Annotated in this window: 25 protein-coding genes; 6 read left to right on the forward strand and 19 right to left on the reverse strand. The window is 37.9% G+C overall.

What is annotated here, in order from left to right:
• Positions 1-262 precede the first annotated feature (262 nt).
• Positions 263-820, forward strand: coding sequence for a hypothetical protein (locus V7L31_RS07070; RefSeq protein ID WP_334695582.1), 558 nt, complete (start codon positions 263-265; stop codon positions 818-820).
• On the opposite strand, the gene V7L31_RS07075 is transcribed toward V7L31_RS07070, so the two are convergent.
• Complete coding sequence (locus V7L31_RS07075; RefSeq protein ID WP_334695583.1) at positions 817-1,350, reverse strand: hypothetical protein; 534 nt, start codon at positions 1,348-1,350, stop codon at positions 817-819. The genes V7L31_RS07070 and V7L31_RS07075 overlap by 4 nt on opposite strands.
• 160 nt (positions 1,351-1,510) lie before the next feature.
• Positions 1,511-2,122: a DedA family protein gene (locus V7L31_RS07080; protein ID WP_334695584.1), complete on the reverse strand. Its 612-nt coding sequence runs from the start codon at positions 2,120-2,122 to the stop codon at positions 1,511-1,513.
• Positions 2,123-2,272: 150 nt separating this feature from the next.
• Here V7L31_RS07080 and V7L31_RS07085 point away from each other — a divergent pair, with 150 nt between their 5' ends.
• Positions 2,273-3,055: an ABC transporter permease gene (locus tag V7L31_RS07085; RefSeq protein ID WP_334695585.1), complete on the forward strand. Its 783-nt coding sequence runs from the start codon at positions 2,273-2,275 to the stop codon at positions 3,053-3,055.
• Positions 3,056-3,137: 82 nt separating this feature from the next.
• Positions 3,138-3,884: a hypothetical protein gene (locus V7L31_RS07090; RefSeq protein WP_334695586.1), complete on the forward strand. Its 747-nt coding sequence runs from the start codon at positions 3,138-3,140 to the stop codon at positions 3,882-3,884.
• A gap of 132 nt (positions 3,885-4,016) precedes the next feature.
• On the opposite strand, the gene urtE is transcribed toward V7L31_RS07090, so the two are convergent.
• The 10 genes from urtE to V7L31_RS07140 form a co-directional block, all read right to left on the reverse strand.
• Positions 4,017-4,715: an urea ABC transporter ATP-binding subunit UrtE gene (gene urtE, locus V7L31_RS07095; protein ID WP_334695587.1), complete on the reverse strand. Its 699-nt coding sequence runs from the start codon at positions 4,713-4,715 to the stop codon at positions 4,017-4,019.
• Between the two features lie 160 nt (positions 4,716-4,875).
• Positions 4,876-6,720, reverse strand: coding sequence for a hypothetical protein (locus V7L31_RS07100; protein WP_334695588.1), 1,845 nt, complete (start codon positions 6,718-6,720; stop codon positions 4,876-4,878).
• Positions 6,721-6,753: 33 nt separating this feature from the next.
• Positions 6,754-7,188: a hypothetical protein gene (locus V7L31_RS07105; protein ID WP_334695589.1), complete on the reverse strand. Its 435-nt coding sequence runs from the start codon at positions 7,186-7,188 to the stop codon at positions 6,754-6,756.
• Entirely contained in the window at positions 7,189-11,136 is a 3,948-nt protein-coding gene (locus tag V7L31_RS07110) for a hypothetical protein (protein WP_334695590.1), read from the reverse strand. It lies immediately after the preceding gene.
• A 355-nt stretch (positions 11,137-11,491) separates the two neighbouring features.
• Positions 11,492-12,229, reverse strand: coding sequence for an urea ABC transporter ATP-binding protein UrtD (gene urtD, locus V7L31_RS07115; RefSeq protein ID WP_334695591.1), 738 nt, complete (start codon positions 12,227-12,229; stop codon positions 11,492-11,494).
• The gene (urtC, locus tag V7L31_RS07120; RefSeq protein ID WP_334695592.1) at positions 12,204-13,322 is read right to left on the reverse strand and encodes an urea ABC transporter permease subunit UrtC; all 1,119 of its coding nucleotides are present in this window, start codon (positions 13,320-13,322) and stop codon (positions 12,204-12,206) included. The genes urtD and urtC overlap by 26 nt, the downstream gene beginning before the upstream one ends.
• A gap of 30 nt (positions 13,323-13,352) precedes the next feature.
• Entirely contained in the window at positions 13,353-14,513 is a 1,161-nt protein-coding gene (locus tag V7L31_RS07125) for an ABC transporter permease subunit (protein ID WP_334695593.1), read from the reverse strand.
• 194 nt (positions 14,514-14,707) lie between these two features.
• Positions 14,708-16,024, reverse strand: a complete 1,317-nt coding sequence (gene urtA / locus V7L31_RS07130) for an urea ABC transporter substrate-binding protein (RefSeq protein ID WP_334695594.1) — start codon at positions 16,022-16,024, stop codon at positions 14,708-14,710.
• A 379-nt stretch (positions 16,025-16,403) separates the two neighbouring features.
• The gene (locus V7L31_RS07135; RefSeq protein ID WP_334695595.1) at positions 16,404-17,543 is read right to left on the reverse strand and encodes an NAD(P)/FAD-dependent oxidoreductase; all 1,140 of its coding nucleotides are present in this window, start codon (positions 17,541-17,543) and stop codon (positions 16,404-16,406) included.
• A gap of 18 nt (positions 17,544-17,561) precedes the next feature.
• A complete protein-coding gene (locus V7L31_RS07140) occupies positions 17,562-18,455 on the reverse strand; it encodes an isopenicillin N synthase family dioxygenase (RefSeq protein ID WP_334695596.1) in 894 nt (297 codons plus the stop codon).
• A 52-nt stretch (positions 18,456-18,507) separates the two neighbouring features.
• Between V7L31_RS07140 and V7L31_RS07145 the strand changes: the two genes are divergently transcribed.
• On the forward strand, positions 18,508-19,014 hold the full coding sequence (locus tag V7L31_RS07145; RefSeq protein WP_334695597.1) for a GNAT family N-acetyltransferase: 507 nt from the start codon (positions 18,508-18,510) through the stop codon (positions 19,012-19,014).
• 174 nt (positions 19,015-19,188) lie between these two features.
• On the opposite strand, the gene V7L31_RS07150 is transcribed toward V7L31_RS07145, so the two are convergent.
• The 6 genes from V7L31_RS07150 to V7L31_RS07175 form a co-directional block, all read right to left on the reverse strand.
• Complete coding sequence (locus V7L31_RS07150; RefSeq protein WP_334695598.1) at positions 19,189-19,743, reverse strand: NUDIX hydrolase; 555 nt, start codon at positions 19,741-19,743, stop codon at positions 19,189-19,191.
• Between the two features lie 39 nt (positions 19,744-19,782).
• The gene (locus tag V7L31_RS07155; protein WP_334695599.1) at positions 19,783-20,361 is read right to left on the reverse strand and encodes an O-methyltransferase; all 579 of its coding nucleotides are present in this window, start codon (positions 20,359-20,361) and stop codon (positions 19,783-19,785) included.
• A gap of 2 nt (positions 20,362-20,363) precedes the next feature.
• Positions 20,364-21,089: a hypothetical protein gene (locus V7L31_RS07160; protein WP_334695600.1), complete on the reverse strand. Its 726-nt coding sequence runs from the start codon at positions 21,087-21,089 to the stop codon at positions 20,364-20,366.
• Between the two features lie 98 nt (positions 21,090-21,187).
• A complete protein-coding gene (hpxZ, locus tag V7L31_RS07165) occupies positions 21,188-21,574 on the reverse strand; it encodes an oxalurate catabolism protein HpxZ (RefSeq protein WP_334695601.1) in 387 nt (128 codons plus the stop codon).
• A gap of 234 nt (positions 21,575-21,808) precedes the next feature.
• Positions 21,809-22,585, reverse strand: a complete 777-nt coding sequence (locus V7L31_RS07170) for a sulfite exporter TauE/SafE family protein (protein ID WP_334695602.1) — start codon at positions 22,583-22,585, stop codon at positions 21,809-21,811.
• Between the two features lie 23 nt (positions 22,586-22,608).
• Positions 22,609-23,265, reverse strand: coding sequence for an HAD family hydrolase (locus V7L31_RS07175; protein WP_334695603.1), 657 nt, complete (start codon positions 23,263-23,265; stop codon positions 22,609-22,611).
• Between the two features lie 99 nt (positions 23,266-23,364).
• On the opposite strand from V7L31_RS07175, the gene V7L31_RS07180 reads away from it, so the two are divergent.
• On the forward strand, positions 23,365-25,596 hold the full coding sequence (locus V7L31_RS07180; protein WP_334695604.1) for an FdhF/YdeP family oxidoreductase: 2,232 nt from the start codon (positions 23,365-23,367) through the stop codon (positions 25,594-25,596).
• Here V7L31_RS07180 and V7L31_RS07185 read toward each other — a convergent pair.
• Positions 25,554-25,808, reverse strand: a complete 255-nt coding sequence (locus V7L31_RS07185) for a hypothetical protein (RefSeq protein WP_334695605.1) — start codon at positions 25,806-25,808, stop codon at positions 25,554-25,556. The two genes, V7L31_RS07180 and V7L31_RS07185, sit on opposite strands and share 43 nt — an antisense overlap.
• 83 nt (positions 25,809-25,891) lie before the next feature.
• Between V7L31_RS07185 and V7L31_RS07190 the strand changes: the two genes are divergently transcribed.
• Positions 25,892-26,611 carry a Uma2 family endonuclease gene (locus V7L31_RS07190; protein ID WP_334695606.1) on the forward strand — a complete coding sequence of 240 codons (720 nt, stop codon included), beginning with the start codon at positions 25,892-25,894 and terminating at the stop codon, positions 26,609-26,611.
• Positions 26,612-26,745 lie beyond the last annotated feature (134 nt).

A 26,745-nucleotide genomic window follows, 5' to 3' on the forward strand; every position in this document is an offset into this window, starting at 1 on the left:
AATTCTAGTCAATTTTCTCAATCATTAGTTCGGATGTACTAAATAGATTCGTTTCTTTGGGGTGTGACAGTTCTGGGTGCGGAATGTGGGTTATAACTATGTCATTGCGAACGCAACGAAGTGGAGTGACGCAATCACAAGGTTTTCACCCACCACTTTTACTTTTCGTTACATAGTTATATTTATTTGTGCCTGCCTACTTAATTTGATACTCAAAATGGGTATTACAAATAAGTACTTCAGATGAAATAGGTTTTCAAAGATGATTTTCAGCTTTAGAAATACTAGTGCGGTGTGTGGCGTATTTTTATTAGTCGGCGTTAGCAACTTGCACGAGTCAGCTATAGCTAATATCGACAAGCAGTCCCAATTGATAGCACAGCAGAGTAAAACCCAGCCACATCCGGTTTTTAAATCTATTCTGCCTAAATTAAAGCAAAAGACTCAAATTAAGATTTTATTACCGAAGTTTATTCCTGAGTCGGATGGGGAAAATCGAATTTACGCAATTATAGAAGCCGCTACAAAAAATAATTATGATATTCTACTGGGTTTTAGTCCCGACTGTAGTGGTGGAACTGCTTGCCGTTTGGGTGTGCTTTCGGCTGAAGCTGTAACCCGCAAAACACTCCGTCTGAATGGTAAACCTGTATCTCTAGCTAAGGGTATCACTGGCTATTTTGTAGATTTTGCTTGTGGTGCTAATTGCTCAGATGCTACCTTGACTTGGAGACAACAGGGTGTGCAATATGTTGTTGGGTTAAAAGCAGGCGATCGCACTTCTCTAATAAAAATGGCTAATTCTGCGATTAATCCCTAGCTAGCATCAGAGTTAGATTGTACTTCCCAGCGAAACAGCCGTGGCAATTGAGATACATCGATGGCGTAGTTAACAATCCACAGCACTAATTCAAAAATCAATAAATATCGTACCCACAGCAACTCGCTTTGAGAATCCAAAATTGTCAAACCCTCATACAATTGCCAGAAGCGGTAAGGGAGATATATATAAGGAACCATCACCCATACAACATTTTGCAACTGTCTGAGGGTCACTCTTTCTGAGATAATTTGCAACCCTAATACGATAAAATACCAACCAAGCACAGTTAACACAGTGCGATCGCCCCACCAAACACCCCACAATAGCATAAACACTAGTGGCAGTAATCCTCCTAGCAGTTGCACTGAGCCAAACCATATCTTATACCAATCGGGAAAGGGTAAAGGTAGAGTATAAGGTTTTGTGTCTTTCCACCCCCAATTGATAACCACAATCAAAAGTGTGGCAATTAAGAAAAAGAGGAAATTTTCTAGGAACAGATAGAGATTGATGTTTGAGAAAATCATCAGAGTATTATTAGCTCCTGGGGTTTGCGTGTCATTCTCCCTAAGTAGTATTTTGGCAGACTAAAGACTTTGCCCTATACCCTACGCCATATTTTCTTTATGCGGCAATCTGCTTAAGACCGGATAATTAATTTATCTTTCTAGAAGTACCAAGAGGACTTTAACTTTTATTTGCTCGACTTTCTTGAATTACATGGATAATCGATGGTAATAAAGAAATAACTATAATTAATCCAATAATCGGTAACAAATACTTATCTACCTGTTCAGCTGGCAGAGATTTTCCTAAGAAAAACCCTAAAAAGGTGATGCCGAATGTCCACAATAATCCGCCGATTAAGTTGTAAGACATAAATGTTCGGTAATGCATCGAACCCAGTCCAGCCACAATCGGCGCAAAGGTGCGAATAATCGGTGTAAACCTTGCCAAAACTAGCGTTTTCTTGCCATGCTTCTCATAAAAATCTTGGGTTTTTACCAAGTGTTTTTTATGAAAAAACCATGAATCTTCTTTCTGAAATAATTTTCTGCCAAATCTGTGTCCTGTAGCGTAGCCAACATTATCACCAAGGACTGCACAAACAAAAGCACCAAAAACCAAAACCCAAATGTTAAACCCTGATATCGGAGAAGATGCGAGAAATCCAGCAGTAAATAGCAAACTATCTCCTGGGAGAAAAAAACCAATTAGCAAGCCGGATTCGGCAAAGATGATTGCCCATACCCCAAAATAACCAATTTTTGTAATTAGGTCTTGTAAATCTAAATGCATAAAATCTTTTACCGTTAAACAAATAAGCCTAAAATATCTTAACGTTTAGCAATTTTCCTGAATAAAAAGTAATATTAAATTTACATAAAGTTATTGTGTGAACTTAAAAAATATCATAAGAAATGACATATTTCATGGTACAGGTGCAAGATGCAAAGATATTTGAAAGTACTAAGACTATTTTGGAGTACTGCGATCGCCACAGAATTGGAATATCGAATTAATTTTTTTATAGCTGCCCTCAGCAGCTTGGGAAATCTTGCTGGCAGCCTCTTTGGACTATTCTTGTTTTACCGGACTGGATACACTTTTAGTGGCTGGACATGGGAAGCAGCTTTAGTGGTTTTAGGAATTTTTACCTTACTCCAAGGATTTTCTGCTACTTTTCTGTCGTCGAACTTAAATCGTATTGTCCGTTATGTGCAGGAAGGCACTTTAGACTTTATTTTATTAAAACCTATTCGCAGTCAGTTTTGGCTTTCCACTCATACCCTTTCACCTTGGGGACTGCCGGATCTAATTTTTGGTGGTATTATCATTGGCTATGCAGGTAAACGCCTCGGTGTAGGAATAGACGGCTATCTACTTGGTTTGTTGCCGTTATTGTTCAGCTTAGTGATTTTGTACAGCCTGTGGTTTATGCTGGGAGCAACAAGTATTTGGTTCGTAAAGATATACAACGCTACCGAAGTACTGCGTGGTTTGTTGGAAGCTGGGCGGTATCCCATTGCTGCATATCCCACTGCTTACCGCTTTTTCTTCACCTTTGTGATGCCAGTAGCTTTTTTAACTACTGTACCAGCCGAAGTGCTGTTAGGCCGGAGTGAAATTAGCTGGTTGATAGGTGCGGCAATATTAGCAATGTTGTTGTTTTTTGCTTCTACTTGGTTTTGGCGGTTTGCGTTGCGGTTTTATACCAGTGCTTCGAGTTAGAGAGATTTGAAAAGCAATCAAATTTCTCCTGGAAGTTTTGGTATACCTCTATGGTTAGATTTCAACCTTGGTGAAATGTTCTATGGTATCTCAAATAGATATACATTTACCTAATGGAGTTTTACAACGCTTGCAAAATGTGAAAGATTTTGTGGGTGGAAGTGTTAACTCTCTAAATAACTCAGTACAACGAGTTGGAGAGTCTTTAAGTACAACAACTGATAGAACAATTGATACACTTACAACCAGCTTAGAGCAAACTTGGCAAACAGCAGAGCAATTTAAGAGTACAACATCAGGAGCAGTAAAAGGTGCGATTGCATCTTCTACAAATGATTGGTTAACACAACACCCGATATTTTTTAAGTTAGTTCAAATACTAGGTTGGGCGACTAATCACCCAATTATTAGTATAGTGGTTTTGCTGTTTGCGATCGCTTTCATTTGGAGCATCATCAAAGCAATTGTCCGCTTGATTGAAACAGCTAGCTGGTCAATACTGCAAGTTCCGTTAAAATTGCTTCAGGCTTTGATTAAAGTTAGCTTTTTATCACTAGCTAAATTTGGGAGTTTTACTTTTCAACAAATCACAGGTACTAAACAAGCTGATAACATACCAGCTTTGCCACCTGAAAGTTTTCAACCAAATAAACAACAAAGATTGGTAGAAATTTCCCAGCGCTTGGAAGCAATTCAAAAGGAACAGAATGAGCTTTTACAAGAAGCCGCAGACTTGATTACTTCTGACACTATTGATATAGAAAAATCAAAAATTGAAGAATTCAGAATTCAGAATTCAGAATTCAGAACAAGAAAGTGGGGAATTTAAACCTGTTTCTTCAGACGCGACTCGAAAATACTCGCTAAGGCTACAACACTATTCATCAATCACATTTCAATTCTGTTAGCGGATAGCTAAGGTTTAGCCCATTCTGACTCCTGACTTCTGAATTCTGTTTTATTAAACAGCTAAAAAGCGTTGAATTACATCTTGGCTGAGTTCATCTGTGGAACCGGAGGCGACAATACCACCTTTTTGCATAGCGTAATAGTAATCAGCCTGACGGACAAAGTGTAAATGTTGCTCTACCAATAAAACTGAAATGCCTGTGGTTTCGACGATGCGACGGACTGCGGCTTCAATTTCTAGGATAATGGAGGGTTGAATACCTTCAGTGGGTTCATCTAAGACGAGTAATTGAGGCTCTCCCATTAAAGCACGTGCGATCGCTAATTGTTGCTGCTGTCCCCCACTCAAATCACCACCCATCCGCGAAAGCATGGTTTTTAACACCGGAAATAAGCTAAAAACTTCCTCTGGAATTTCTGCTTTTTTTACTGGTTTTTTTCTAGCTTCCAACCCCAGCAGCAGATTTTCTTTGACTGTCAAACGGGGGATAATTTCTCGTCCTTGGGGGACATAACCAATTCCCAACTTTGCTCTTTGGTCTGGTGATTTCGAGTTGATTAATTGTTCAGCTAAATTAATAGTACCACTGCGGGGTTTGAGTAAACCCATGATGGTTTTGAGTAGGGTTGTTTTACCTACTCCATTGCGTCCAATTAAGCAAACCATTTGCCCAGATGGTACGGTTAAATCTACATTGCGGAGGATGTGGCTTTCGCCGTAGTAAACATTTAGGTTGGAGATTTTTAGCATTAGAAAATTAATTTTATAATGAATAAAGGTATAAAACTCTCACACAAAGGTGGAAAGATTAAGTTTTTAACAGATTAATTCGAGTGTTAGTTATGAAATGTCTAAGATATAGCTCAATATCATAACCACAAAAACAGCAAAAATTTTGTAAATCTATTTCTCAATTTTCAATTAATACCTTTGCCACTTTTTGTAGCAAAGACGATTGACTATTATCACTGATCTTTAAAACATTTTGAGTTAATGTACTCAAATGTAAGCTTGTAATGGGATGCTCAATAATTTCAGATGTCGTAATTGAGTTTTTGGAATACGTCTTTCCAATCAGATGATAAACTCTAAACCCTCTTTTAATAGTTCTACCGATGCTTTTTGCAGGTGGAATATAATATTGAAGAAATGTTTCATTCTGCAAATCCAAACATATCATATTTTTGATTCGGTTAATGGGTTTAATATCAACGTTATAGTACGACACTAAAGGTAATAATCTAGGACTATTTTCACCTTCAATTTGTCGATTAACTTCTAGTTCATCATTTTCAATATCTTCAATAATACCGTTCCGTCCAATTAAAATTGGTGTATAAGAATCATTTATATAACAACTAATATATAACTGCTCAGATTCATCTACAAAATATTGTTGATCGTCAATTAACTTTTCTGAGTTATTTTTTTGTCTTAAAAATCGAAATCTTCTTTTAATCTCTTGTATATCACGTATTATATCTTTAATATATATACAACCATCTTTATAAAGAAATCTTATAGCAACTGCTTTAGTTTCTTCGCTTTTCGGACTGCGTACATAAATAGTAAAAAATTCTTTTTCAGTAAATGATTGAGGAGTTATAGGCAAGCTAAAGCTAGGATTTACAAGACTTTGCCTAATCCAGTTCTTAATTCCTAGTTCGATCAAGACCTTCTGAAATTCAGGTGAAATCTTTATGTTGTATTGATTGCAAAAATCTTCCCATTGTTTACTATCTTCTTGTCTGCTTAGATAGAAGGAAATGGAATCGTCTACATCCAAGAATTCCCCCTTTGTAAAAACCTGGGTATCCAGGCGCAGAATATCTAGATTAATTTTTTTATCTGTATAATTGAGAACTGACCAAGCTTTTGAATTTACATCTCTGACAGTCCTAAATTCTGGTACATTTATTCCCTGTATGCTAAAAAACTCTCCTGTTTCTAAATAGTTAAATCTTCTCTTGAACTGTGAATAAAAATCCACTTCTTCTCTATTATTTATTTTTGTCGATGCATACCAAAGACCATCATCTCTCCGATAAGCCATTGAACCGGCTTCTTCCTCCAAAAGCTTATTTAAAACTAAATAGTTTTTTCCCTTATCCAATTCAATATTTGACCAAGTAACAACTTCAGAAATTCTCCAGCAAGGTTCGTCTTCACCTTCAACTTCTACTTGTTCATAAGTACTAATAGTCTTACCAAAATTGTAAAATGTGACAAGAGATACTCCATGCTGCTTCAAAAAAAAGTTCAGAAATTGTTGGTTATACTCAGTGAGATTAACGCCAGTATTGTTAATAATTTCTAATGATTCTACTGATTCTACATTTTTGATAAAAGAGTTTTCTAAGTAGTGATCAGTCTGAAAATGAAGAGGTTTAAAAAGAATACCACAATCAGTTAAAAAACCCTCAAGTTTTGTGATGAGGTTTTGGTAATGATAAAGCTGAGTCTTTTTGAACTTGTCATAATCTTTGCTGTCTTGAGGAAATTGCATAAAACAAATAGAATTCCGGCGGCGAGCATCGCGCTTACGTTCAAAATAGTATTTCTTCTTTTGATAGACCAACAACTCCTCTAGATCCTCACTATCTATAGTGTTATATTTATCTTTTGGTAAGAATCTTTGACTTTTTCTAGATAAGTTTAATGTTAGTACATTATGATAATTATATTTGATTAACAAACTCTGTCCCCACACCAAAAGAGCATCTTTCGATTTGGTTAGATTTTTAGAATGTAGCAAGAGTAACTCCTCAAAACCATTCAAGGTATCAATTCATAAGTCTTGAGAAAGAAGATAAAATTTAAAAACTAAATTTAAAATTCTTTCTCGATTATTGTTAAATAGTTGTTTCCATCCAGAATGATTTTTATTAGGCGATAAAAAGAACACATTGTTTTGCCCATCAGCATAGGAAATAAAGTATTGAATATCTAATTGATTTGGCTTTAGTCCATGTCCAGAAAGTCGATTTTTAATTTCATGTTTAATAAATTTATGCCGTTTTTTATAAAAATTAGATCGCGAATCATCATCTTCGGAGGATTCATCTTCGGGTAGCTGATATTGAAGAGGAAAATGCTCGATTCCTTTGTTTTTCTTAAAGAGATATAGGAAGATTTTTTCAGCAACTTCTTCTGGTGTGTCTAGTATTTGTAGCTGGTTTGTTCGTGATTTATCTGATAATGCTTTAGTCATCTTATCTTTCATTTATCTCTCCATGTAAAACAAAAAATCTCTGAGTATAGTTGATTCAACTGGTAAATTATGGTTATCAAAGTAAATTAAATTTCCAGAGAATAATGTTGGTGAATATTGGTGATTTTTTTCTTGAGTTGAGTGCAAATTTAGAAGTAAACCCTTTACTGCACTAAATTCTGGATAGTCTGAAAGAATGTTATTTAGCTTATTTTGAGTTTTTTCTAGCGTCTTTTGTGAAAGGCGATTTCCCGAAACTGTACTCCATGCCTTAACATCAATACAAAATAGCGTATTATCCTTGATATAGTACAAATCAAACCGTTCATACAGTTTGTTATATTTTTTGAAATCTAGCAATGGCTCAAAACCATAGCTAAGTTTTATGGTTTTCCAATCTTTGCATTTGAAAACTACATCTTGAATCCAGCGTTCTGTAAAATTTTCAGTCAGTGATGGATATAATACATCATAAAAGAAATGTGGGCGCGGAATATATATTTTGAAAATTTCTGGTTGTGGAATCAAATCGTTGTATAATCTGTAGATTAAATCAGTCGAGATATCTAACGATTTAATTTCCTTGCCTTCCAAATCGTAGCCTTGGGCATTCGTTTTCAAATATTCAGGATATAACCGCTTCTCATAAGGATAGATTTTTTCTCCATTGATGCTATCGCTGATAATCTGAAACTTTTTACCGTCCTCTTCCACTGAAGCTAAATAGGGCGTAAATTCCAAATATTCCGGTTTTCGATAGAATAACGACTCAATAAAATTATCAGTAAATAGCCCTAAATCTTGTAATTTCTTCAGATACCTGTTTGGGTCTTTAAAAACAATTGGGTCACGTAAAGCATCCCAGGCTTTTGTAATAGCAAAGGCATTTTTGTCTTGATACAAATTATCAATTTTATCCAACATTTTTTCTCTAAAACTTTGGAAATATTGATAAGCATCAATCTCATCATATACATGATCTTCATAATCATGAATCGCTCGTTTCTTCTCCTCCTCTTGAACATTTAAGTAAACTTTGTGGTTGTTAACGGAAAATTTACGAATTTCATTTAACTCTTCCCGCTCCAAGTATCTGTAAAAATTGACTAAGTTTTTTCGGGTTTCTTCATTAATAAAAATTTTTATCACTTGGTTTGGAAAATCACGTCTCTCCGCTCTACCAATAGCTTGTAAAACTTGTTTGCCTAGTAAAATTTGGTGCTGCTGATCTCGGAATGCTCCAGCTTCGGGTCGGCTCAAGTATTTATTGAAATCTTTGATTTCCAGATTAGATTCACCCAAACTTACAATACTTTTCATTAATGCAAAATGATAAAGTGTAGTAGATTTTTCAGAATTTTGTGACTTATTAAGTGAGGGTTTCATTATTGTGTAGTAACTATCCATCAACAAAACCAAAGAGTCAAAATCTTTTTCATCAGCGTTGTGGTTTTTTATGATAGGATTTAATCCCTTTGAAGCTGACTGATAAGCCGATATAAAGAAAATTTTCTGACCGTTTTCTTCAATAAGCTCATCTAAATATGTTTTTTTAGCTGTTTGCTCGTTGTAAAGGCTATTGAAAGATGCTTCATATAAAATAATTTTAATACGAATATCACTCTGATATTTTTTATGCTTAACCTTGACATAATATATGTTTGGATGATCCAATGATGTCTCAAATACAAAGTTATCATGATGAAGGGTTCCCCAATAATGGGTCAATTTTTTAATCCAGCGTAGTGTTTGAGTAAAAGCAATTGTTTCTTGAATTGAGTCATCTTCAAAAAGATAAAATAAGAAACGAATAAAATTGTTTAGTTCTTGTATTTTATAAGTACTCAACCAAGTCCCGTCATTCTTCAAATCTCCTCTAAAATCTTTTAAAATACGTTTTTCATATCGTTCTGTAATTTCTTGAGTTTTATTATTTGGAAAAGATGACAAATTATCCTTGAAAAAATTTACTGTTATCTGTCGCTTTGCTTCACGCTGGTTTCTAATCTTTTCACAAAGCAAAACTTCTTCCTCAACCATTGCTTTAAATGAACTTTGACCAGACTCATTACGTAAATTATCTTCTAAATAACGCAGATCATAACTTGTACTTAAATCACCAAAAATTCCTCCTGTAGCTGAGATCAAAAAAACCACATTACTATTATTACTTAGTATGGAATTTAGCTTGTATTCAGGCGAAGTCAATATAACAGTACTACCAATAGAAATCTCCCTAAGTGGATGGTCGATAAGATTATTTTTAGGATTTTGATATCGAGAAATTTCTTTGATATTTATGATAGACTTAGAGCTTTCATAAACATAAGTACGATTTAAATATTTGAGCAGTTGATTTTGCGATATACTTTCTTCACTTGCTTTTTGGACTCTAGCTATCTGTTTTGACCAAATATCTAAAGAACGAGATTGAGAATCTTCAGCATCCAAAACATTAGCCAAAAAATCTTTGATGGTTTCGATTACTAACCTAACAGCTAGAATGGCATAAATTAATTCTGCTACAGAGGTTTTATCTGAAACTTCCTCATCAGTAATGTGAACATGACCACCGGAAGGTCTGTTTAAAAACAATTGTTTCAAAGGTTCGATATTGTAGATGTATAGGTTATTGTATGAAAAAATATTCATTAAATCATCACTGATTTTGTTGTAAAGCTTTTGAGGAATCAGTAAACTTCTATTGTTCTCAAATTTTGAAAAAACTCTAGATAACATTTCAAAACTCAATATAATAGGATTCTTTTGATCGTAATCATCGAGAATCCCAAAAATTTCTTTTATTGATTCTTCAAGCCTTTTTTTAATCGTTACTACCTGTTCTAAAAAATTGATAGAGTTACCTTCTTCATAGATAAGTCGTTTATATATGTGAGCGAACTTTTGCAACTTTGGGTCGATAGGTTTGTCTTTCTCAAAGTGTTCTTGGAATTCATTAAAAACTCCCTTATTCTTTTCAGCAAAATTGAAAAGTTCTCTGTTTTCATTGTTCTGAGTAGAAAAGAGAATAGAAAATTCTCTATTGATAGATGATAATGCATTATTGATTGCCAGTTTTTGAGGGGAAATGATATCAATCTTTTTATCTAGCATAATTTGATAGCCATCTTCCTGCTCATCAAAGGCAAAAATAAACTTTTTCGAGTTATTTGTGTGCTGAATAACGTATTGATCAAGATAATTGCTTTTCTTTACCCATTTTTCATCAGTATGGATAAAGTACGGTATAGATGTTTCAAATTTATCATACGTAAGCATCAAAATGCCAGATTTATCTCGCAGAAGATGGAGGGGAAAAAATATTTCTATTAATTTTAAACATTCAATTGGCCAATTTTCTTGCCCTAATTCACATTTAATGAGGAATTCCAAAAAACTTTCAACTAACTTATTCAGTTCTCTTCTTGCTTTCGTAGTTTCAGACTTCTTAAATTCATCATCTCCAAAACTTGCTGTTTTGATATACTCAAGACGGCGTATAACGTTTTCTACTGTTTTAAGTTTTTGTTGATTTTCCTGAATCTTTTCACGAGGATATTTTTTTGACACAATCTGCCAAAACTCTTGGTTTTTAAGGATTGAAGATATACCTTCTTTGTAGAATTTGATATATTCATCCGTCGTTTTCATTTCTAATGAATTTAATTTATAGACGGAAATATCTGGATACTGGCTTTTAATTGATGTTGGAACATATAAATGCTCTCTTAATGGGGCAATATATATGCCGATTATTTGAATATTTGTATATTTTTCAATAGTTGTATTTATTGCTTGAAATAATTGGTGAGTTTTTCCTGAGCCTGTACCATAATTGATAAGTTTGAGTTGGGGAAGGTTTTCTCGAAAACTATCTTCAATTGTTGTCAGGTAGGAATTTAGAATTTTGGAGCGAGCAGATTCTAACTGATGATTAGTAGAGCCTTTTTGCTTTTGCATTAATTGCTATTACCTTATTTATGATAAATACATAAAACCTGAGTCTAGTTAACTGAAAATCTTTAGCCCAAGGCATTTTAAATCTATGTTATCAGGGCAAAGTCGGCATAATATATAAAACTTTTGGTGTTCAAAATATACCAGTAAATTACCGTATATTTATCTAAACTTTTATAAATCTATAGAAAAATTATTTATAACATCTCTTTTTAGGCAATATACAAAATTTTTCAGTACACACTTTTCTTCTAAGGAAACAAGACAGAAATTTCGGCATTACTTAATTACGGTATGGATTAAGCTAACGAAGGGATAGCATGATAGATTAATCTGCATGAGGTAAGAATTACTCCTCTTATTTCCCCAGATATACTTCAATAACACGAGAGTCATTTTGGATTTCCTTAAAATTGCCTTCGCACAACACAGAACCTTCATGTAATACTGTTACTTTCTTGGCAATTTGACGCACGAATTCCATATCATGTTCAATTACTAAAATTGAATGACTCTGCGCTAGTGCTAAAAGTAGTTCGCCAATGTTATAGGTTTCTTCGTCTGTTAAACCCGCAACTGGTTCATCAACGAGTAACAAATCTGGAGACTGTGCAACTAACATCCCAATTTCTAGACGTTGCTTTTCTCCGTGAGAAAGTAAAGCTGCTTTTATATCAGCTTTCAGAGTTAAACCGATAGTTTCTAATAATCCTTTAATATTATTCCTTTCGACAGTATTAGAACGTTCAAACAAAGTAGAAAAGACATTTTTTTTCTTGTTGCTGGTAATTTCTAAATTTTCGCGGGGTGTTAAATTTAAGTAAATCCGGGGTGTTTGAAACTTGCGTCCAATTCCTAATCGGGCAATTTTATATTCAGGTAAAGAACGTAGGTTTCTTCCTTTGAATAAAACTCGCCCAACGGTTGGCTGAACTTTACCCGTAATCACATCCAGAAACGTTGTCTTTCCCGCACCGTTGGGGCCAATTACTACTCGTAATTCACCCACATCCATACTAAAATTAAGCTGATTTAAAGCCTTAAAACCATCAAAACTAACAGTTACATTTTCAGTTTCCAATATTTTCGCGTTCATGTTGCACTTCGGGGTCTTCTTCCAAGGTGGGATATGTAGCAATTTCTTGACGACGGTGGAAAAGAGAAATATTCTGACTACGCAACCATCCCACGATACCGTCGGGAAGGACTGTGACGACTATCAAAAATAGTGCGCCTTGGAAAAATAGCCAGATTTCGGCAAATTGTTCGCTTAAAAAAGTGCGGGCATAATTTACTAACAAAGTTCCGACAATTGCGCCAATTAAAGTAGCGCGTCCCCCTACAGCTACCCAAATCACCATTTCAATCGAAAAGGCAATATCCATTGCTCTGGGTGAGACAGAACCACTTTGAATGGTGTAAAATGCTCCTGCTATACCTGCGATCGCACCTGAAACTGCGAACACCAACACCTTAAAATCTGTAGGATCATAGCCAGAAAATCTTACCCGACTTTCATCATCCCGAATCGCTATCAACAATCTCCCAAAGCGTCCAGTTGTCAACCAGCGACAAATCCCGTAGGTGGCTGCGAGAAACACTACCGTTAGCGTGTAGAAAACAAACTGCGTCTTGGCATCGCTCACCGTTGCGCCAAACAAAGTTGTAAAATCTATCAGTCCATTCGTACCGTTGAAAAATTGTTGCTGACCATTAAAGAAGTTGAAAAATACAATGGTTCCGGCTTGAGTCAAGATGGAAAAATAAACTCCCTTGAGACGATTTCGGAAAACCAAATATCCTAACAATCCCGCCAATAACCCCGGAATTAATACCACCAAAGCTATTGTCAAAGGAAATGAATAAAAAGGTTGCCAAAAAGCGGGAAGTTCCGTAACCCCATAAAGTCCCATGAAATCAGGCAATTCTCCAGCAGGGACTTGCAGCTTCAGGTACATTGCGATCGCATATCCACCCAAACCAAAGAAAATACCATGTCCCAAACTTAGTAAACCAGTATACCCCCAAATCAAATCAATACCCAAAGCTGCGATCGCCAGCGACAAAAATCGCCCCAACAAATTTAGGCGAAATTCCGAAAGTATCACTGGCATAATAAATATAAGGGAAAGTGCGATCGCAATCACTACCCCCGCCTCAATTAATAACCCTCCTCCCTTTCTTCTCATTCTCTGCGTCCTTGGCGTCTTGGCGGTTCGTTAAACATCAACAGTACGTCCCTTCTGCGGAAAAATCCCCCCAGGCTTCCACTGCAAAAACACAATAATTAGCGCAAATACCATCACCTTCGCCATACTCGTCGTCGCAAAAAAAGTAAACAAATCAGCCAAAGGTTTAATAGGAGTCAACAACAAAGCCAGAGTTCCAGAACCAATTAAAAAATTAGCCGTACCAATTCCCAAAGCAGCCACAATCGTACCGCCTAAATTGCCCACACCCCCAACCACAACAACCATAAAAGTATCAATAATATAGTTTTGTCCTGTATTTGGCCCTACAGAACCAAGCAAACTAATTGCACATCCCGCCACACCAGCTAAACCAGAACCCAGTGCAAAAGTAATTGCATCAACCTTTTGAGTTGGGATACCCAAACAAGCGCTCATACTCCGATTTTGCGTCACCGCCCGAATTCTTAAACCCCAGCTAGAACGTTGTAAAAATAAATAAATTCCTGCCACACAGATTATTGTTAAAGCAATAATAAATAATCTGGCAAAGGGTAATTGCACACCACCTAAAGATATCCCCGCTTGTAACCAAGTCGGTGCTGTTACATCCACATTTTGAGCGCCAAACCAAGGTTGAGTCACTGCTAACTGATAAGTCTTACTCAATAAATTGCCCGTTGTGATTGTCACCCCCAATGATAATAAAAATATCACTGTTACAATCCAGTTACGAATTCTTCCTAAATCTGTGCGGGAATTTAAAATCCATAAACCTCCAAAAAACAACAGAGAAAATAAGCCTATACCAATTATCAATACCCAATTCACACTGCGGACAAACTGCTGAAAAATTAAACTTACTCCCCAAGTTGCCAATAGAGTTTCTAATGGGCGTCCATAGAGATAACGAATCACGCCTTTTTCTAAAATTAATCCCACAGCAGCCGTGAATATAAAAGCAATAATCAAAGCTAAAAATATATAGATTTCAAACCACACCCCACCCAATTGTTTGCAAACATTTTGCACAACATAAGTTGTATAAGCGCCGAACATCATCAATTCACCATGCGCCATATTGATGACGCCCATCAATCCAAATATAATAGCTAGTCCCAACGCGGCAATCAATAATACAGCGCCAATACTAATACCATTAAATACAGCTTCTAAAAATCCTGCTAACACTTTTTTCCCCTATCTATCAGTTTCTCGTTTTTAGAATTAACGTAGGATATGTTAGGCGTGTATTTCTATATTATCTCTAACAAAAAACATTACATGATCTCCTAACGTACCGTTATCTAAGATGGTGCATTAGGCTAAAGCCGTAACACACCCTACTTATTTCTGATAGTTCGTAATTGTTAATTACGAATTATTTAGGTTTTTTTGAACTTACCACCCTTCGCAGGGTCACTCCAATCACAAGCAAATCCCTTAGTTTCTTTCACAAATTGATTCCAAGGAACTGGTTCAACTGCTGTCGGAGTAGCATAGACAATATCAAATAAACCATCTTGTCTAACTTGACCAATTCGCACAACTTTAGATATGTGATGATTAGCATCCATTGTCACTTTACCTTCAGGCGCATCTAGAGTTTGACCATAAGCCGCAGCACTGACTTTAGCTATGTCTGTAGTACCAGCTTTTTCTACTGCTTGCTTCCACAAATAAACTGCAATATATGCTGCTTCCATTGGGTCATTTGTCACCCGATTTTCACCGTATTCTTTTTTAAAAGCTGCTACAAACTTCTTATTAGCAGGTGTGTCTACTGTTTGGAAATAGTTCCAAGCTGCATAATGACCTTTGAGATACTCTACACCAATTGCCTTGACTTCTTCTTCAGCAATACTTACAGACATAGAGGGATATTTATCTGGTGTCAATCCAGCCCCTTTTAATTGTTTGAAAAAAGCAACATTACTATCACCATTTAAGGTGTTGTAAATCACGCCACCATTGGGTAATTTTTGCTTGATTTTAGTGATAATTGGGGTAACTTCTGTATTACCAAGAGGTAAATAATCTTCACCAACTGTTTTTCCACCTAAAGCTTCTAGTTGAGCTTTAATGATGGTATTAGCTGTCCGAGGAAAAACGTAGTCAGAGCCAACTAAGAAGAATTCTTTGCCCTTATTTTTTAACAGCCAATCAACAGATGGTTCAATTTGTTGATTTGGTGCAGCGCCAGTATAGAAAATATTCTTAGAACACTCTTGACCTTCGTATTGCACAGGATACCAGAGCATGTGATTTTTGCTCTCAAATACTGGCTTAACGTTCTTGCGGCTAGCAGAAGTCCAACAACCAAAGACTACAGCTACTTTATCTTGATCGATTAGTTTGGTTGCTTTTTCTCTAAAAGTATCCCAGTTAGAAGCACCATCTTCGGTAACTGCTTCAATTTGTTTACCTAATATACCACCAGTAGCATTAATTTCTTTGATTGCTAATTTTTCAGCATCAACAACGCTTTTTTCACTAATAGCCATCGTACCACTCAAGGAGTGCAAAATGCCTACTTTGATGGTGTTACCAGTAGTAGCCGCTGCTGGGGAAGCCGCAGGAGGCGCGGCTGGACTTTCTGTAGCAGTTGGAGAATTATTCGCGCAAGCTTTCAAAAAAAAGCTGCTTCCAAAAGTTAAAGAACCGTAGATTAAAAACTTGCGTCGTTTAAATTGTCTTTTCATATTTTTATTAATTTTCCTCTTAATGAATCAGCCAACTCGTCGGGACAATATTAATCTTTAAGGTGTGATATTAGTGCGATAGTTTACTACTAAAAAGTGACGTACTATACAAAATGGTTTGTTTTCTTAATAAAAAACAAACTTTTTAATATTAATCTTTGTTAACTTTATAAAGATTCTTATATTTCAATAGGCTTAGAGAAGATGCGATAAATCGCGTCTCTACATGAGGGTTTTGGGCTTGTATTAGCTTATATCTATGCAATATGTTATGGAAAAACAAAACCTTTCTCTTCTACAAACGTCTTGCAATTTTTAATTGGAGCGTAGCTTGCTACGCGCAGTGTATCTAAGAGTTGCGACTTGATTGCGGGGCATTTTAGATTAGCATTTGTGTAATAATTTCATCTTCCTGGCCAGTTGCAAAATTAGCAAAGCGCTTTGCCAAAGGTGGTATAAGTACTAGGGGATTGCTAAACCCAGAGAAAATATGAATGCTCTCAAATCCTGGAATAGCACCAATTAAGGGGAGTTGATTGCTACCAAATGCTACTAAGCAGTGATGCCAAGTCCCTGGTAAATTTTCCAATGCTGGTAAAATTTCACCAACACTTCTTCGCAACCATTTTTCGCTTACCTCTGAGTTTACCTTGGCATGAGGATCTGCGATCGCACGGCTAATTTGACCGATGCGGATACTACCATCTTGAAACTGAATTGCACCCGCATCTAAAATTGGTGGTACTAACTCATTACCAAGTTCATCCCATAATGCATCAACTTGAGTCGATTCAGCTTCTAGTTGAAACCGTTGCAGATTAGCTGGCATAATTAAGGTGCGTAACTTGACATCAACGGGTGGGGTTTCAATAATTTCTGCGTGGGTGAAATATAACTTGATGGGAATACCAGCAGATTTGAGAAGTTGGCGGCTGAGTCCACCTGCACAAATGACAACGTTAGCGCTGTGAAAAGTTGCAGTGGTGGTTTTGACGCCATCTTGTAATACTTGCAATACTTGAGAAATCTGCATTTCACCCCCAGCACGTTCAAAAGCTTGGATGTAAGCTTGTGCGGTTTTTTCTGGGTGAATATGACCGTGTTTGACAGTTAAAGCCCCAGATATCGCCTCTCGATTTAGCAGTGGTTCCAACTCACAAGCTTCTTGAACGCTGAGTAAACGAGGAGGAATGGCAAAATGATTATATGATGCCGCAGTTGTTTCTGGGTCGTTATCGGCTGAAATAGTCAGTAATAAATCTAATTCCCGAAATTGGATATCAGCGCCTAACTCTTGATCTAGGATATGGTAACGTGCGATTGCTTCTTCGCACAATAGCCGAGTTAGTGGTGTACTACCCGACCAATAGGCAAGCCCACCATAACTATAGCGAGTTGCATTCTGTGGTGTGCTGTATTGCTCCAACAAAAGTACAGAAAAGCCAGTTTTAGCCAATTCATAAGCGAGTGCAGCACCCGTAATTCCACCGCCAACCACAATCCAGTCGTAGGTTTTCATATTAAATGTCTTTCTTAATTACGAATTACCATAAGTTGCTTGCAAACGACTTAAAAGATATTCTCCCGCTAGGATAGGGGGATAGATAGGCGATTGTTCTTTCTGGCAACTTTCCAGACAAGCAATTTCTGTATCATCATTAGGATGACAGAAAAAAGCGATAGAATATCGGGAATGCTTCACCCTGTTATCACTGGGAATCATCACTCGATGTCTGGTTGAGCAAAATACATCATTTGTCCACCGTTGCATTAAATCACCAGTATTGACTACTACAGTATCAGGAATTGCAGGTGCGGCAATCCACTCTCTAGAAGCTGTCTGTACTTCTAACCCACCAATATCATCTTGGAAAAGTAAGGTAATACTGCCATAATCGGAATGCTCACCAGCACGCACTTGTCCGCGTTTGGGTGGTATTTGTAATGGCGGATAATGTAATAATCGCAAAGTATGATTTTGTTGATTGTGTCTGATAGTCAAATAATTTTCTGGCAATTCCAACGCCAACGCATAAGCTTGTAATATCGTGTTGGCAAGTGCTGTGCAACTATCATAAAAGGTGACAATAGAAGCATCTATCGTTACAGATGCTTGTTTGCTTACATTCAATGCCTCTTTCAAGTCGCCTGGTTTATTGGGGTCAAGACATTCTCTCTCAATACCAACGTAACCCGTATTACTAAATTCATCACTCCAAGCTTGCTTTTGCTTAACTTCTAAAGGTAAATTAAAGAAATATTTGCTGTGATTGAATACTCCCTTGATTAGGTTTTGTGATATTCCCAAATTTTTCAAGTACATGAAACCAATTTCATGACAAGCTTGATAAATTTGTTTGACAACAGCTTGCCGAGTTACTGTATTGCCATGAGTAAAGGCAGTTAAATCAATTACTGGAATAGTGACCATTGATATTTGTATCTTTTTTATTTTGTTTAATTATTTAGTGGAGACATAAACTTTGCTTAAAATTATCCAGGTAGAAACTGACGAACATAAATCTCATATACAGGAAGTATTCTGGGAATATTTTCATGAGACTAAGTTGATATTTAGCAATCAATTCGGCATCAATTTAGATGTTAATACATTCTTTGAGCAAATGACTCAACTGCACGAATTTCTATCCCCTTCAGGACGCTTGCTTTTAGGAGAATACGAATCAAAAATAGCTGGCTGCGCTTGCTTGCGAAAGATTGGTGAAGATATTGGCGAAATTAAAAGAATGTATGTAAAACCAGAATTTCGTAGAAAAGGAATTGGTCGGTCTTTATTAGAAGCTATCATCAATGAAGCTGCATACATTGGTTACTCAAAGATACGTTTAGACAGCGCCCCTTTTGCCAAAGAAGCACAAGCACTTTATCGTCTATTTGGCTTTCAGGATATCGAGCCGTATTTGGAAAAAACAGAGATCCCTTTAGAATATCGAGCAAACTGGGTTTTTATGGAATTAGTTTTAAAATGATTAACATCCGTTATGAAACTCTGGCAGACTACACAAGAATAGCTGAGGTAAATACATTAGCTTTTGGGCAGGAAAACGAGGCTAAACTTGTGAAGTGAATCCGCCGCTATGACCTATATTTTCCAGAACTTTCTCTGATTGCAGAGTTTGAAAATATTATAGTCAGTTATATTACTACAACCTATCAAGTTTTTTGAGAGCAAAAAATAATGAACTAATATGTAATGTTTGCAGAAATCTACCATTGTCAATAAGTTCGATTAAATTCTCTAGCGGCGACAAAACGACATTAATTTGTTCTGTAACATCTAACTTTAAATCAGATACATATTCTACATCTGTTGCTAAAAAACAATGGGTTAAATTGCTATGATTAGCTGGGTTTGGTGATAATATACCAGTTTCAATAAAATTATTGCTAGTGTAACCAGTCTCTTCCAATAATTCGCGTTTTGCAGCTTCTAATGGTAGCATATCTTCAGCCTCTACAGCACCGCTGGGCAATTCTAAAATTGTTTTTTTCAGACCGTGGCGATATTGCTCTACTAAAACAACCTCCTGATTTTTGGTTAAAGCTACAACATTAACCCACGTTGGGTATTCTAGAACATAATAGGGGTCAACTATTGTTCCATTAGGCATTTGGCAAGTATCAGACCGTACTGAAATCCATTTATCTTTTACTATATAACTAGATTTTAATACAATCCAATCAAATGAATTTTCCATATTTAAACATCTATTTGTCTGCTTTTTACAGTAATTATTTCATTGAATGCGTGTTGCTAGAATCACTGAATTTTTTGCGGTCACGCGGATTTCTATGGCAGTAATCCGAGGATCTTTGAGCCAAAATTCCCTGATTGGATCTGTGCGTCCGTGCCATTTTAGTGGCCAGTATTCTTCGGGTGTGAGATCGTCTAGTAAGATGAAGCCTCCGGGTTTGAGAGCAGTTATCAATGTCTGAGGTTCTGTGAGTTTTGCCTTTCCGCCATCGGCAAATAACAAATCAAAGGGAGCATAGGTGAGTAAATCGCGCCAGTCGCCTTGAAGTGCGCGGACATTAGACTTATCTGCAAATAGCTGTTGCACAACTTTGGCACGATCGCGATCGCTCTCAATCGTAATCAATGTACTATCTGGATGTAATGCACTCACAATCCACGCTGCACCAACCCCACACCCGCTACCAATCTCGCCAATTTGACCCTGTGTGATGTGGCTGGTGAGAACGTGCAACAGGCGACCAACTTCTGGGAGTGAGGATTGGGTAAACTCAAGTTGTGCAGCTAGGGATTCGGCTTGCTGCACTAATGATGGACTAGAGGCGATAGGATAAGTTGTCATATCTACTTCTTCACCAAAACTTCTCGCAGCACAACTGCTAAATCCTGCAATGCACGTTCACCATCTCCTACAAACGTTGAACCGTGCATTGTTGCCAGTGTACGCGGGTTAAGGGCTGCTAATTCCTGGAGAATGCGATCGCTATGTGTTGTATATGGTATGTAATTGGGAAAAGGACTTGCTTCATAATTGGCGATTGTTTGACGAAACCGTTCAATCACATCAGACTCAGTTATTGCTTCCACATCTCCAAACTGGTGGAAAAGGTCTGAGCAAAACAGTGTCTTATGAGTAGTTTCAAAGAATAATCCGGCATCCCATCCGTGGGGAACTTGTGGTGTATGGTGAAACTGAAAACTATATTGACCAGTGTTTAAAACTTCAGCTTGTTGCATAATCTTGGATGGACGGATTGCAAAATCATCTACGCTCACAAAGGCTGCTATAGGACTACAAACTGTCTGAGCATTTGGCGCAATGGAGAGCCATTCATTTAGCGAGCCACATTCATCAGCTTCAAAATGGCTAAAGCTAATCCAGCGAATTTGTGATGGATCAATAATCTTTGCCACTGCATCATGTACTAGTGGAAACATCCCTTTTAGACCCGTATGAAATAATAATGGTTCTTCATCCTTGACTAAAAACTGGATGAATTGCATATCTATTTTTGGGTCATAGGTTGAGATGCGATAGATATCTGGGGCAATTTCGGTAATGTTAGTCACGTCGCTTCACTCCGAATTCAAAATTCAAAATTAATGATCCCTATAAATAAATTTAGTTGCTCTGTATCATGAGTCGTTTTCGATCATAGTTTTAAAACTCATACTGGTAATAATGAAACATGGGCTGAAACCACCTTCCAGCCTTCGGTAAACTTGTACCAAGTCTGGCTTTGTCGCCCGAAACGCTCTACACCATTGATAATGCGGTGAAATTCTAAAGTTACTGTTGCGGCATCTTTCCCAAAGGTTACAACCTTGAGATTCGAGATTTCTCGCTCTATTTTTGGGTTTGGTCGATTCTGGCGAAAGTTGCGAACTTCATCGCCGCCATAAAGGTTTTCTGTGATGCCAAATCGCACTACTTCGGGTGCATCCCAAAACAAACTATCCATCACCTCCAAATTGTTATTAGAAAGGGCTTCTTCATACTTGAGGTACAAATCAGTTACTTCAGCGACAACAGTAGGGTCATTTATAGTAGTCATTGTTGTTACCAATTTTTGGTATTATGCTTGATTATGCACTCTTTTAAATAGTCAGAGCTATTTTTCTTTTAAGCTCCTTCAGTACGTAAATTTAGACGAACCAGATCGCGGAAGATGGAGATTTGCTGCATAAAAAAAATTGAGCCGGCGAAAATTTCTAGAACTAAAAGCACGGAGTATGACTTGTGATTTGTTTGATGCTTCCATACATCACCCCTGAGTAGTTCCCAGTTTTTAACCGTGAATAAAAAAGTAGGCAGTCATGCTGAAGGCAACAATCATCACAAATTTCCTAATTAAGTGCGGTTCAAGTTTACGGGCATAATGGGCGCTTAAATAACCACCAAGAGAGCCACCGACTGCCATCAAAATAGCTTGATGCCAAGCGATCACACCTGCAAAAATAAATGGAACGATCGCAATACCATTGATACAACTCCCTAAAAATGTCTTGAAAGCATTCATCTTGTGAATACTTTTGATACCTAAAAATGTCAGAGTTGCCAGCATTAAAATCCCTAAACCTGCGCCAAAGAAACCGCCATAGATGGTGATCGCTAGTTGAGCCAGTGCCAAATTAAACAACGGTACAGATTCCGGTGATGTATTCTGGTTTCGACGCTGCAACCATTTTTTGAACGGTTCACCAAAGGTAAAAACAACTGTTGCTAGCAGCAATAGATAGGGAATCAGCTTTTTAAAGATATCTGGCGATGTATACAATAAAGCGATGGAGCCAATCATGCCACCAAATAAACTGACGCCACATAGAACTAAAAAATCTCGCCGCTCGATGCCCAAATCTTGACGATATGCTCCAGCACTGGCGAGAGCAGCCACCCAAATTGCAGTATTATTGGTGGCGTTAGCTGCGATCGGAGGTACACCCGTAAAGATGAGAGTTGGAAACGTGATAAAACTTCCACCACCTGCTACAGCGTTTAACCCACCTGCAATAAAAGCGGTACTAAACAACAGCAAGCTATGGAAAAGTGTTAAAGATGGTGGCATTATTTTGAATTACGAATTACGAATTACGAATTACGAATTATAAGTCCGGGAATATCACTTGGAGAATGGGCAATCAAGTCAGCACCATGAGCTTTCAATTCCTCCTCAGTTCCATAGCCATAGGTGACGCCTATTGAGGCGATTTGATGGCGCTTGGCTCCAATGATGTCATGTGAGCGATCGCCTACCATCACCACAGTAGATGGTAAAAGTTTTTCTGTTAATAAAATATGGTGAATTAAGTCACCTTTTATGCTCCGCGTTCCATCAAGTTCACTACCATAAATACCATCAAAAAGCAACGATAAACCAAAATATTCAATAATCTGCGTCGCATAAATATATGGCTTGGAAGTCGCAACAAAGGTTTTATAACCAGCAAAACGAATGGCTTTTAAAACTTCTGGAATTTGGGGATAAAGGGAGTTTTCAAATAATCCAATTGTTGCAAAGCGATGACGATAAAGTAAAATTGCCTGTTCAATTACTGTGCTATCTAAGGTATTGAGTAATTGCGAAAAGCTATCTTTCAGTGGTGGGCCAATACACCAATCTAATTCATCAGCATCCGGTGGTCTGTAACCGAGTTCAGAGAGCGCATACTGAATGCAACCAGTGATGCCAAGCTTAGGATCTGTCAAAGTCCCGTCAAGATCAAAAAGAATAGCGGAGAAAAGCATATTTTAATTCGTAATGATGCCCAAATACTCGCTAGTGCTACGCTAACGTAATTGGTAATACGGTAGTCTGGAAGAACCCAGCAACTCACACACTGTATCATGTTACCTAAACCCAAAAAGTACTGGACACCTTCAAATTGGGCAAGTTGGAAACCTTTTGGCATTGGCGAACAGTATCCCAATAACTACTGGGAGGTATTTCGCGCAATGTGGCTGTCTCGTGACAAACTACCCTACGCGTGGAATATTCTTGATAAAGGTGTCTGCGATGGTTGCGCTCTTGGAACAACCGGGATGAAGGATTGGACATTAGATGGGATTCATCTCTGCAATGTTCGGTTGCGGTTGTTGCAGATGAATACAATGCCAGCTTTTGACCCTGTACTATTGGAAGATGCTTCACAGTTACAAAAGCAAAAAAGTGCCCAATTACGCGATTTGGGACGGCTTCCTTACCCAATGATTCGTCAACGTGGGGAAAAAGGCTTTCGCCGTGTTAGCTGGGATGAAGCTTTAGAGGTAATTAGCGATCGCATCCGCTCCACTACACCAGACCGTCTCAGTTTTTATGTTACCAGTCGCGGTACTGTCAACGAAACTTATTATGCTACCCAAAAAGCTGTGCGGGCAATGGGAAGCAATAATATTGATAATGCTGCCCGCATTTGCCATTCTCCCAGTACGGCAGGATTAAAAGCTGCTCTCGGTGCTGCGGCTACAACTTGTTCTTATAAAGACTGGATTGGAACTGATTTATTAGTCTTTATTGGCTCGAATGTTGCTAATAATCAGCCTGTTACCGTCAAGTATCTTCATTATGCTAAAAAAGCTGGTACTAAAATTGTAGTTATTAACACTTATCGCGAGCCGGGGATGGAGCGCTACTGGGTTCCCTCAATTGTCGAAAGTGCCGTTTTCGGTACAAAGTTTGCCGAAGACTTCTTCTTAATCAACATGGGCGGGGATATAGCATTTTTAAATGGCACGATTAAACATATTATTGCTAACAACTGGGTAGACCAGTCATTTATAGATTTATACACAGATGGCTTTGCTGAACTCAAAGCATCTTTAGAAAGGCAATCTTGGGAAGAATTAGAGCGACTTTCTGGGACATCCCGCGAGTCAATGTACGCCTTTGCCAAAATGATCAAAGAAGCGAATAAAGCCGTATTTGTTTGGAGTATGGGCATTACTCAGCATGAATGCGGTGAAGATAACGTGCGAAGTATCATTAATCTAGCTCTTACCAAAGGTTTTGTCGGTCGGGAAGGCTGCGGTTTAATGCCAATTCGCGGTCATTCTGGGGTACAGGGTGGTGCAGAGATGGGATGTTACGCCACAGTTTTTCCTGGTGGTAAATCTATCACTCCAGAAAATGCTGTCCAATTGAGTCGACATTGGGGCTTTGAAGTACCAACAAGTAAAGGTTTAATTGCCCCAGAAATGATTAGCGCCGCACATCAGGGAGATTTGGATGTGTTGGTTTCTGTGGGTGGAAATTTTTTAGAAGTGCTGCCAGAACCAGATTATGTGGAAGCAGCGTTGAAGAAAATACCGTTGCGGGTACATATCGATATTGTTCTCTCTAGCCAAATGTTGGTCGAACCTGCTGATACTGTGGTGCTTTTACCTGCGACGACTCGCTATGAAATACCAGGGGGAGTTACAGAAACTAACACCGAACGCCGGGTAATTTTCAGTCCAGAAATTCCGGGGCCGCGCATTGGGGAAGCACGTCCTGAGTGGGAAGTGTTTTTAGAATTGGCAAGGCGAGTAAAACCAGATTTGGCAGATAAGCTGACTTTTGCTGACACAGCTGCTATCCGTCAAGAAATTGCTCAAGTCGTCCCCCAATATGCAGGTATTCAACACTTACAGCAAGCTGGCGATCAGTTTCAATATGGTGGCTCACATTTGTGCTTTGGTTGGAATTTCCCGACGGCGGATGGTAAAGCACACTTTGGGGTATTATTGCCACGCCAAAGAGAATTACCAGAAGGCTACTTTTTATTAGCAACCCGCCGAGGTAAACAATTTAATAGTATGGTGCAGGAACGCAAGGATGCAATTACTGGGGCGATGCGAGAGGCGGTGCTAATGAATGCTGATGATGCAGCAAAGTTGGGTTTAAAAGATGGCGATCGCGTCATTCTTAAGAATGATTTAGGCGAGTTGTTATGTCAAGTTTACATTGCCCCAATTCAGTCAGGAAATTTGCAAGTACATTGGCCAGAAGGCAATGTGCTACTAGATAAAAGTAAGCGATCGCTCGAAGGTGTACCCGATTATAATGCGATCGTGCGCTTGGAAAAAGAATGCGATAAATAGACCATTTGTAGAGACGCGATGAATCGCGTCTTTACCCAAGGATGTGTTGCAATCATTACTTGAATTCGTATAATCAAGCGGACTTGATAATAAGACAGATATAAATAACTTAAGTTGCTAGTTACAAAAATGCCTGCTTTGATGTATGTGAAAGCTAAGTAACGTCTGTGACTCTGTGCGATCGCTTGAAGGGGTTCCTGATTATAATTCATATAGTACGCTTAGAAAAGCAAACCTAATATTAAGGCTTTCCGACTGCTACGCTCAACTTAACATCACTCCAAAACTTGCAGCCATGTCTGTCGCCAAAGATTTTGAAACCCCAGAAGATGTGATATTTCCACCAGGGGATTTAGAAAGTAACGAACCACCATTGGAAACATACCTACATTTGCAGCAAATGCTGCTATTAATAAAATGTATTGATTGGTGGTGGCGAGACCACAATTGCTTGAATGACTACTTTGCTGCGGGGAATATTAGCATTCATTACAGTCCACGCCAGCGTAAATCCGAAGACTTTCGGGGGCCAGATTTCTTTATCGTTTTAAATACTGAACACAAACCCCGTGATAGTTGGGTTGTTTGGGAAGAAGATGGCAAATATCCGAATTTGATTATAGAACTGCTTTCAAAGTCAACCGCAGCAATTGACAAGGGCTTAAAAAAACAAATTTATCAAGATATCTTTCGCACTCCTGAATATTTCTGGTTTGACCCCAAGAATCTAGAATTTGCTGGGTTTATTTTGGTGGGTGGTACGTATCAACCTATAGAACCCAACCCACAAGGATTGTTGTGGAGTCAGCAACTAAGTTTGTACTTGGGCGTTCATGAAAATCAATTACGCTATTTCAATGCGGAAGGACAGGTAATGCCTACACCTGAAGAAATTGCCCAGTGGGAAGCGGAACACGCCCAACAAGAAAGACAACGTGCTGAACAAGAAAGACAGCGTGCTGAACGCCTAGCAGCAAAACTGCGAGAATTGGGTGTTGATCCAGATACGATTTAAAGTATGTAGACTTGCTTTAAAAATTATGGAAGATCAATCAAAGGAGATTAGTATTCCTATCCTAGCAAAACCAATTACACAATGTCACTGCGATCGCACTAAAGCAAAATAAAGCGATCGCGAATTATTGTAGA

The sequence above is a fragment of the Nostoc sp. genome, from assembly GCF_036916655.1.
In the GTDB taxonomy this organism is placed as follows: Bacteria; Cyanobacteriota; Cyanobacteriia; order Cyanobacteriales; family Nostocaceae; genus Nostoc.

What these genes read in the sequence shown, in the direction of transcription:
- V7L31_RS07090 (WP_334695586.1), top strand. Translation starts at nt 3,138, where the DNA reads ATGGTATCTCAAATAGATATACATTTACCTAATGGAGTTTTACAACGC.
- V7L31_RS07135 (WP_334695595.1), bottom strand. Translation starts at nt 17,543, where the DNA reads ATGAAAACCTACGACTGGATTGTGGTTGGCGGTGGAATTACGGGTGCT.
- urtC (WP_334695592.1), bottom strand. Translation starts at nt 13,322, where the DNA reads ATGAGAAGAAAGGGAGGAGGGTTATTAATTGAGGCGGGGGTAGTGATT.
- V7L31_RS07110 (WP_334695590.1), bottom strand. Translation starts at nt 11,136, where the DNA reads ATGCAAAAGCAAAAAGGCTCTACTAATCATCAGTTAGAATCTGCTCGC.
- V7L31_RS07150 (WP_334695598.1), bottom strand. Translation starts at nt 19,743, where the DNA reads ATGGAAAATTCATTTGATTGGATTGTATTAAAATCTAGTTATATAGTA.
- urtA (WP_334695594.1), bottom strand. Translation starts at nt 16,024, where the DNA reads ATGAAAAGACAATTTAAACGACGCAAGTTTTTAATCTACGGTTCTTTA.
- V7L31_RS07140 (WP_334695596.1), bottom strand. Translation starts at nt 18,455, where the DNA reads ATGGTCACTATTCCAGTAATTGATTTAACTGCCTTTACTCATGGCAAT.
- urtD (WP_334695591.1), bottom strand. Translation starts at nt 12,229, where the DNA reads ATGAACGCGAAAATATTGGAAACTGAAAATGTAACTGTTAGTTTTGAT.
- hpxZ (WP_334695601.1), bottom strand. Translation starts at nt 21,574, where the DNA reads ATGACTACTATAAATGACCCTACTGTTGTCGCTGAAGTAACTGATTTG.
- V7L31_RS07080 (WP_334695584.1), bottom strand. Translation starts at nt 2,122, where the DNA reads ATGCATTTAGATTTACAAGACCTAATTACAAAAATTGGTTATTTTGGG.
- V7L31_RS07170 (WP_334695602.1), bottom strand. Translation starts at nt 22,585, where the DNA reads ATGCCACCATCTTTAACACTTTTCCATAGCTTGCTGTTGTTTAGTACC.
- V7L31_RS07185 (WP_334695605.1), bottom strand. Translation starts at nt 25,808, where the DNA reads ATGAATTATAATCAGGAACCCCTTCAAGCGATCGCACAGAGTCACAGA.
- V7L31_RS07190 (WP_334695606.1), top strand. Translation starts at nt 25,892, where the DNA reads ATGTCTGTCGCCAAAGATTTTGAAACCCCAGAAGATGTGATATTTCCA.
- V7L31_RS07175 (WP_334695603.1), bottom strand. Translation starts at nt 23,265, where the DNA reads ATGCTTTTCTCCGCTATTCTTTTTGATCTTGACGGGACTTTGACAGAT.
- V7L31_RS07070 (WP_334695582.1), top strand. Translation starts at nt 263, where the DNA reads ATGATTTTCAGCTTTAGAAATACTAGTGCGGTGTGTGGCGTATTTTTA.
- V7L31_RS07085 (WP_334695585.1), top strand. Translation starts at nt 2,273, where the DNA reads ATGCAAAGATATTTGAAAGTACTAAGACTATTTTGGAGTACTGCGATC.
- V7L31_RS07105 (WP_334695589.1), bottom strand. Translation starts at nt 7,188, where the DNA reads ATGAAAGATAAGATGACTAAAGCATTATCAGATAAATCACGAACAAAC.
- V7L31_RS07075 (WP_334695583.1), bottom strand. Translation starts at nt 1,350, where the DNA reads ATGATTTTCTCAAACATCAATCTCTATCTGTTCCTAGAAAATTTCCTC.
- V7L31_RS07180 (WP_334695604.1), top strand. Translation starts at nt 23,365, where the DNA reads ATGTTACCTAAACCCAAAAAGTACTGGACACCTTCAAATTGGGCAAGT.
- V7L31_RS07155 (WP_334695599.1), bottom strand. Translation starts at nt 20,361, where the DNA reads ATGACAACTTATCCTATCGCCTCTAGTCCATCATTAGTGCAGCAAGCC.
- urtE (WP_334695587.1), bottom strand. Translation starts at nt 4,715, where the DNA reads ATGCTAAAAATCTCCAACCTAAATGTTTACTACGGCGAAAGCCACATC.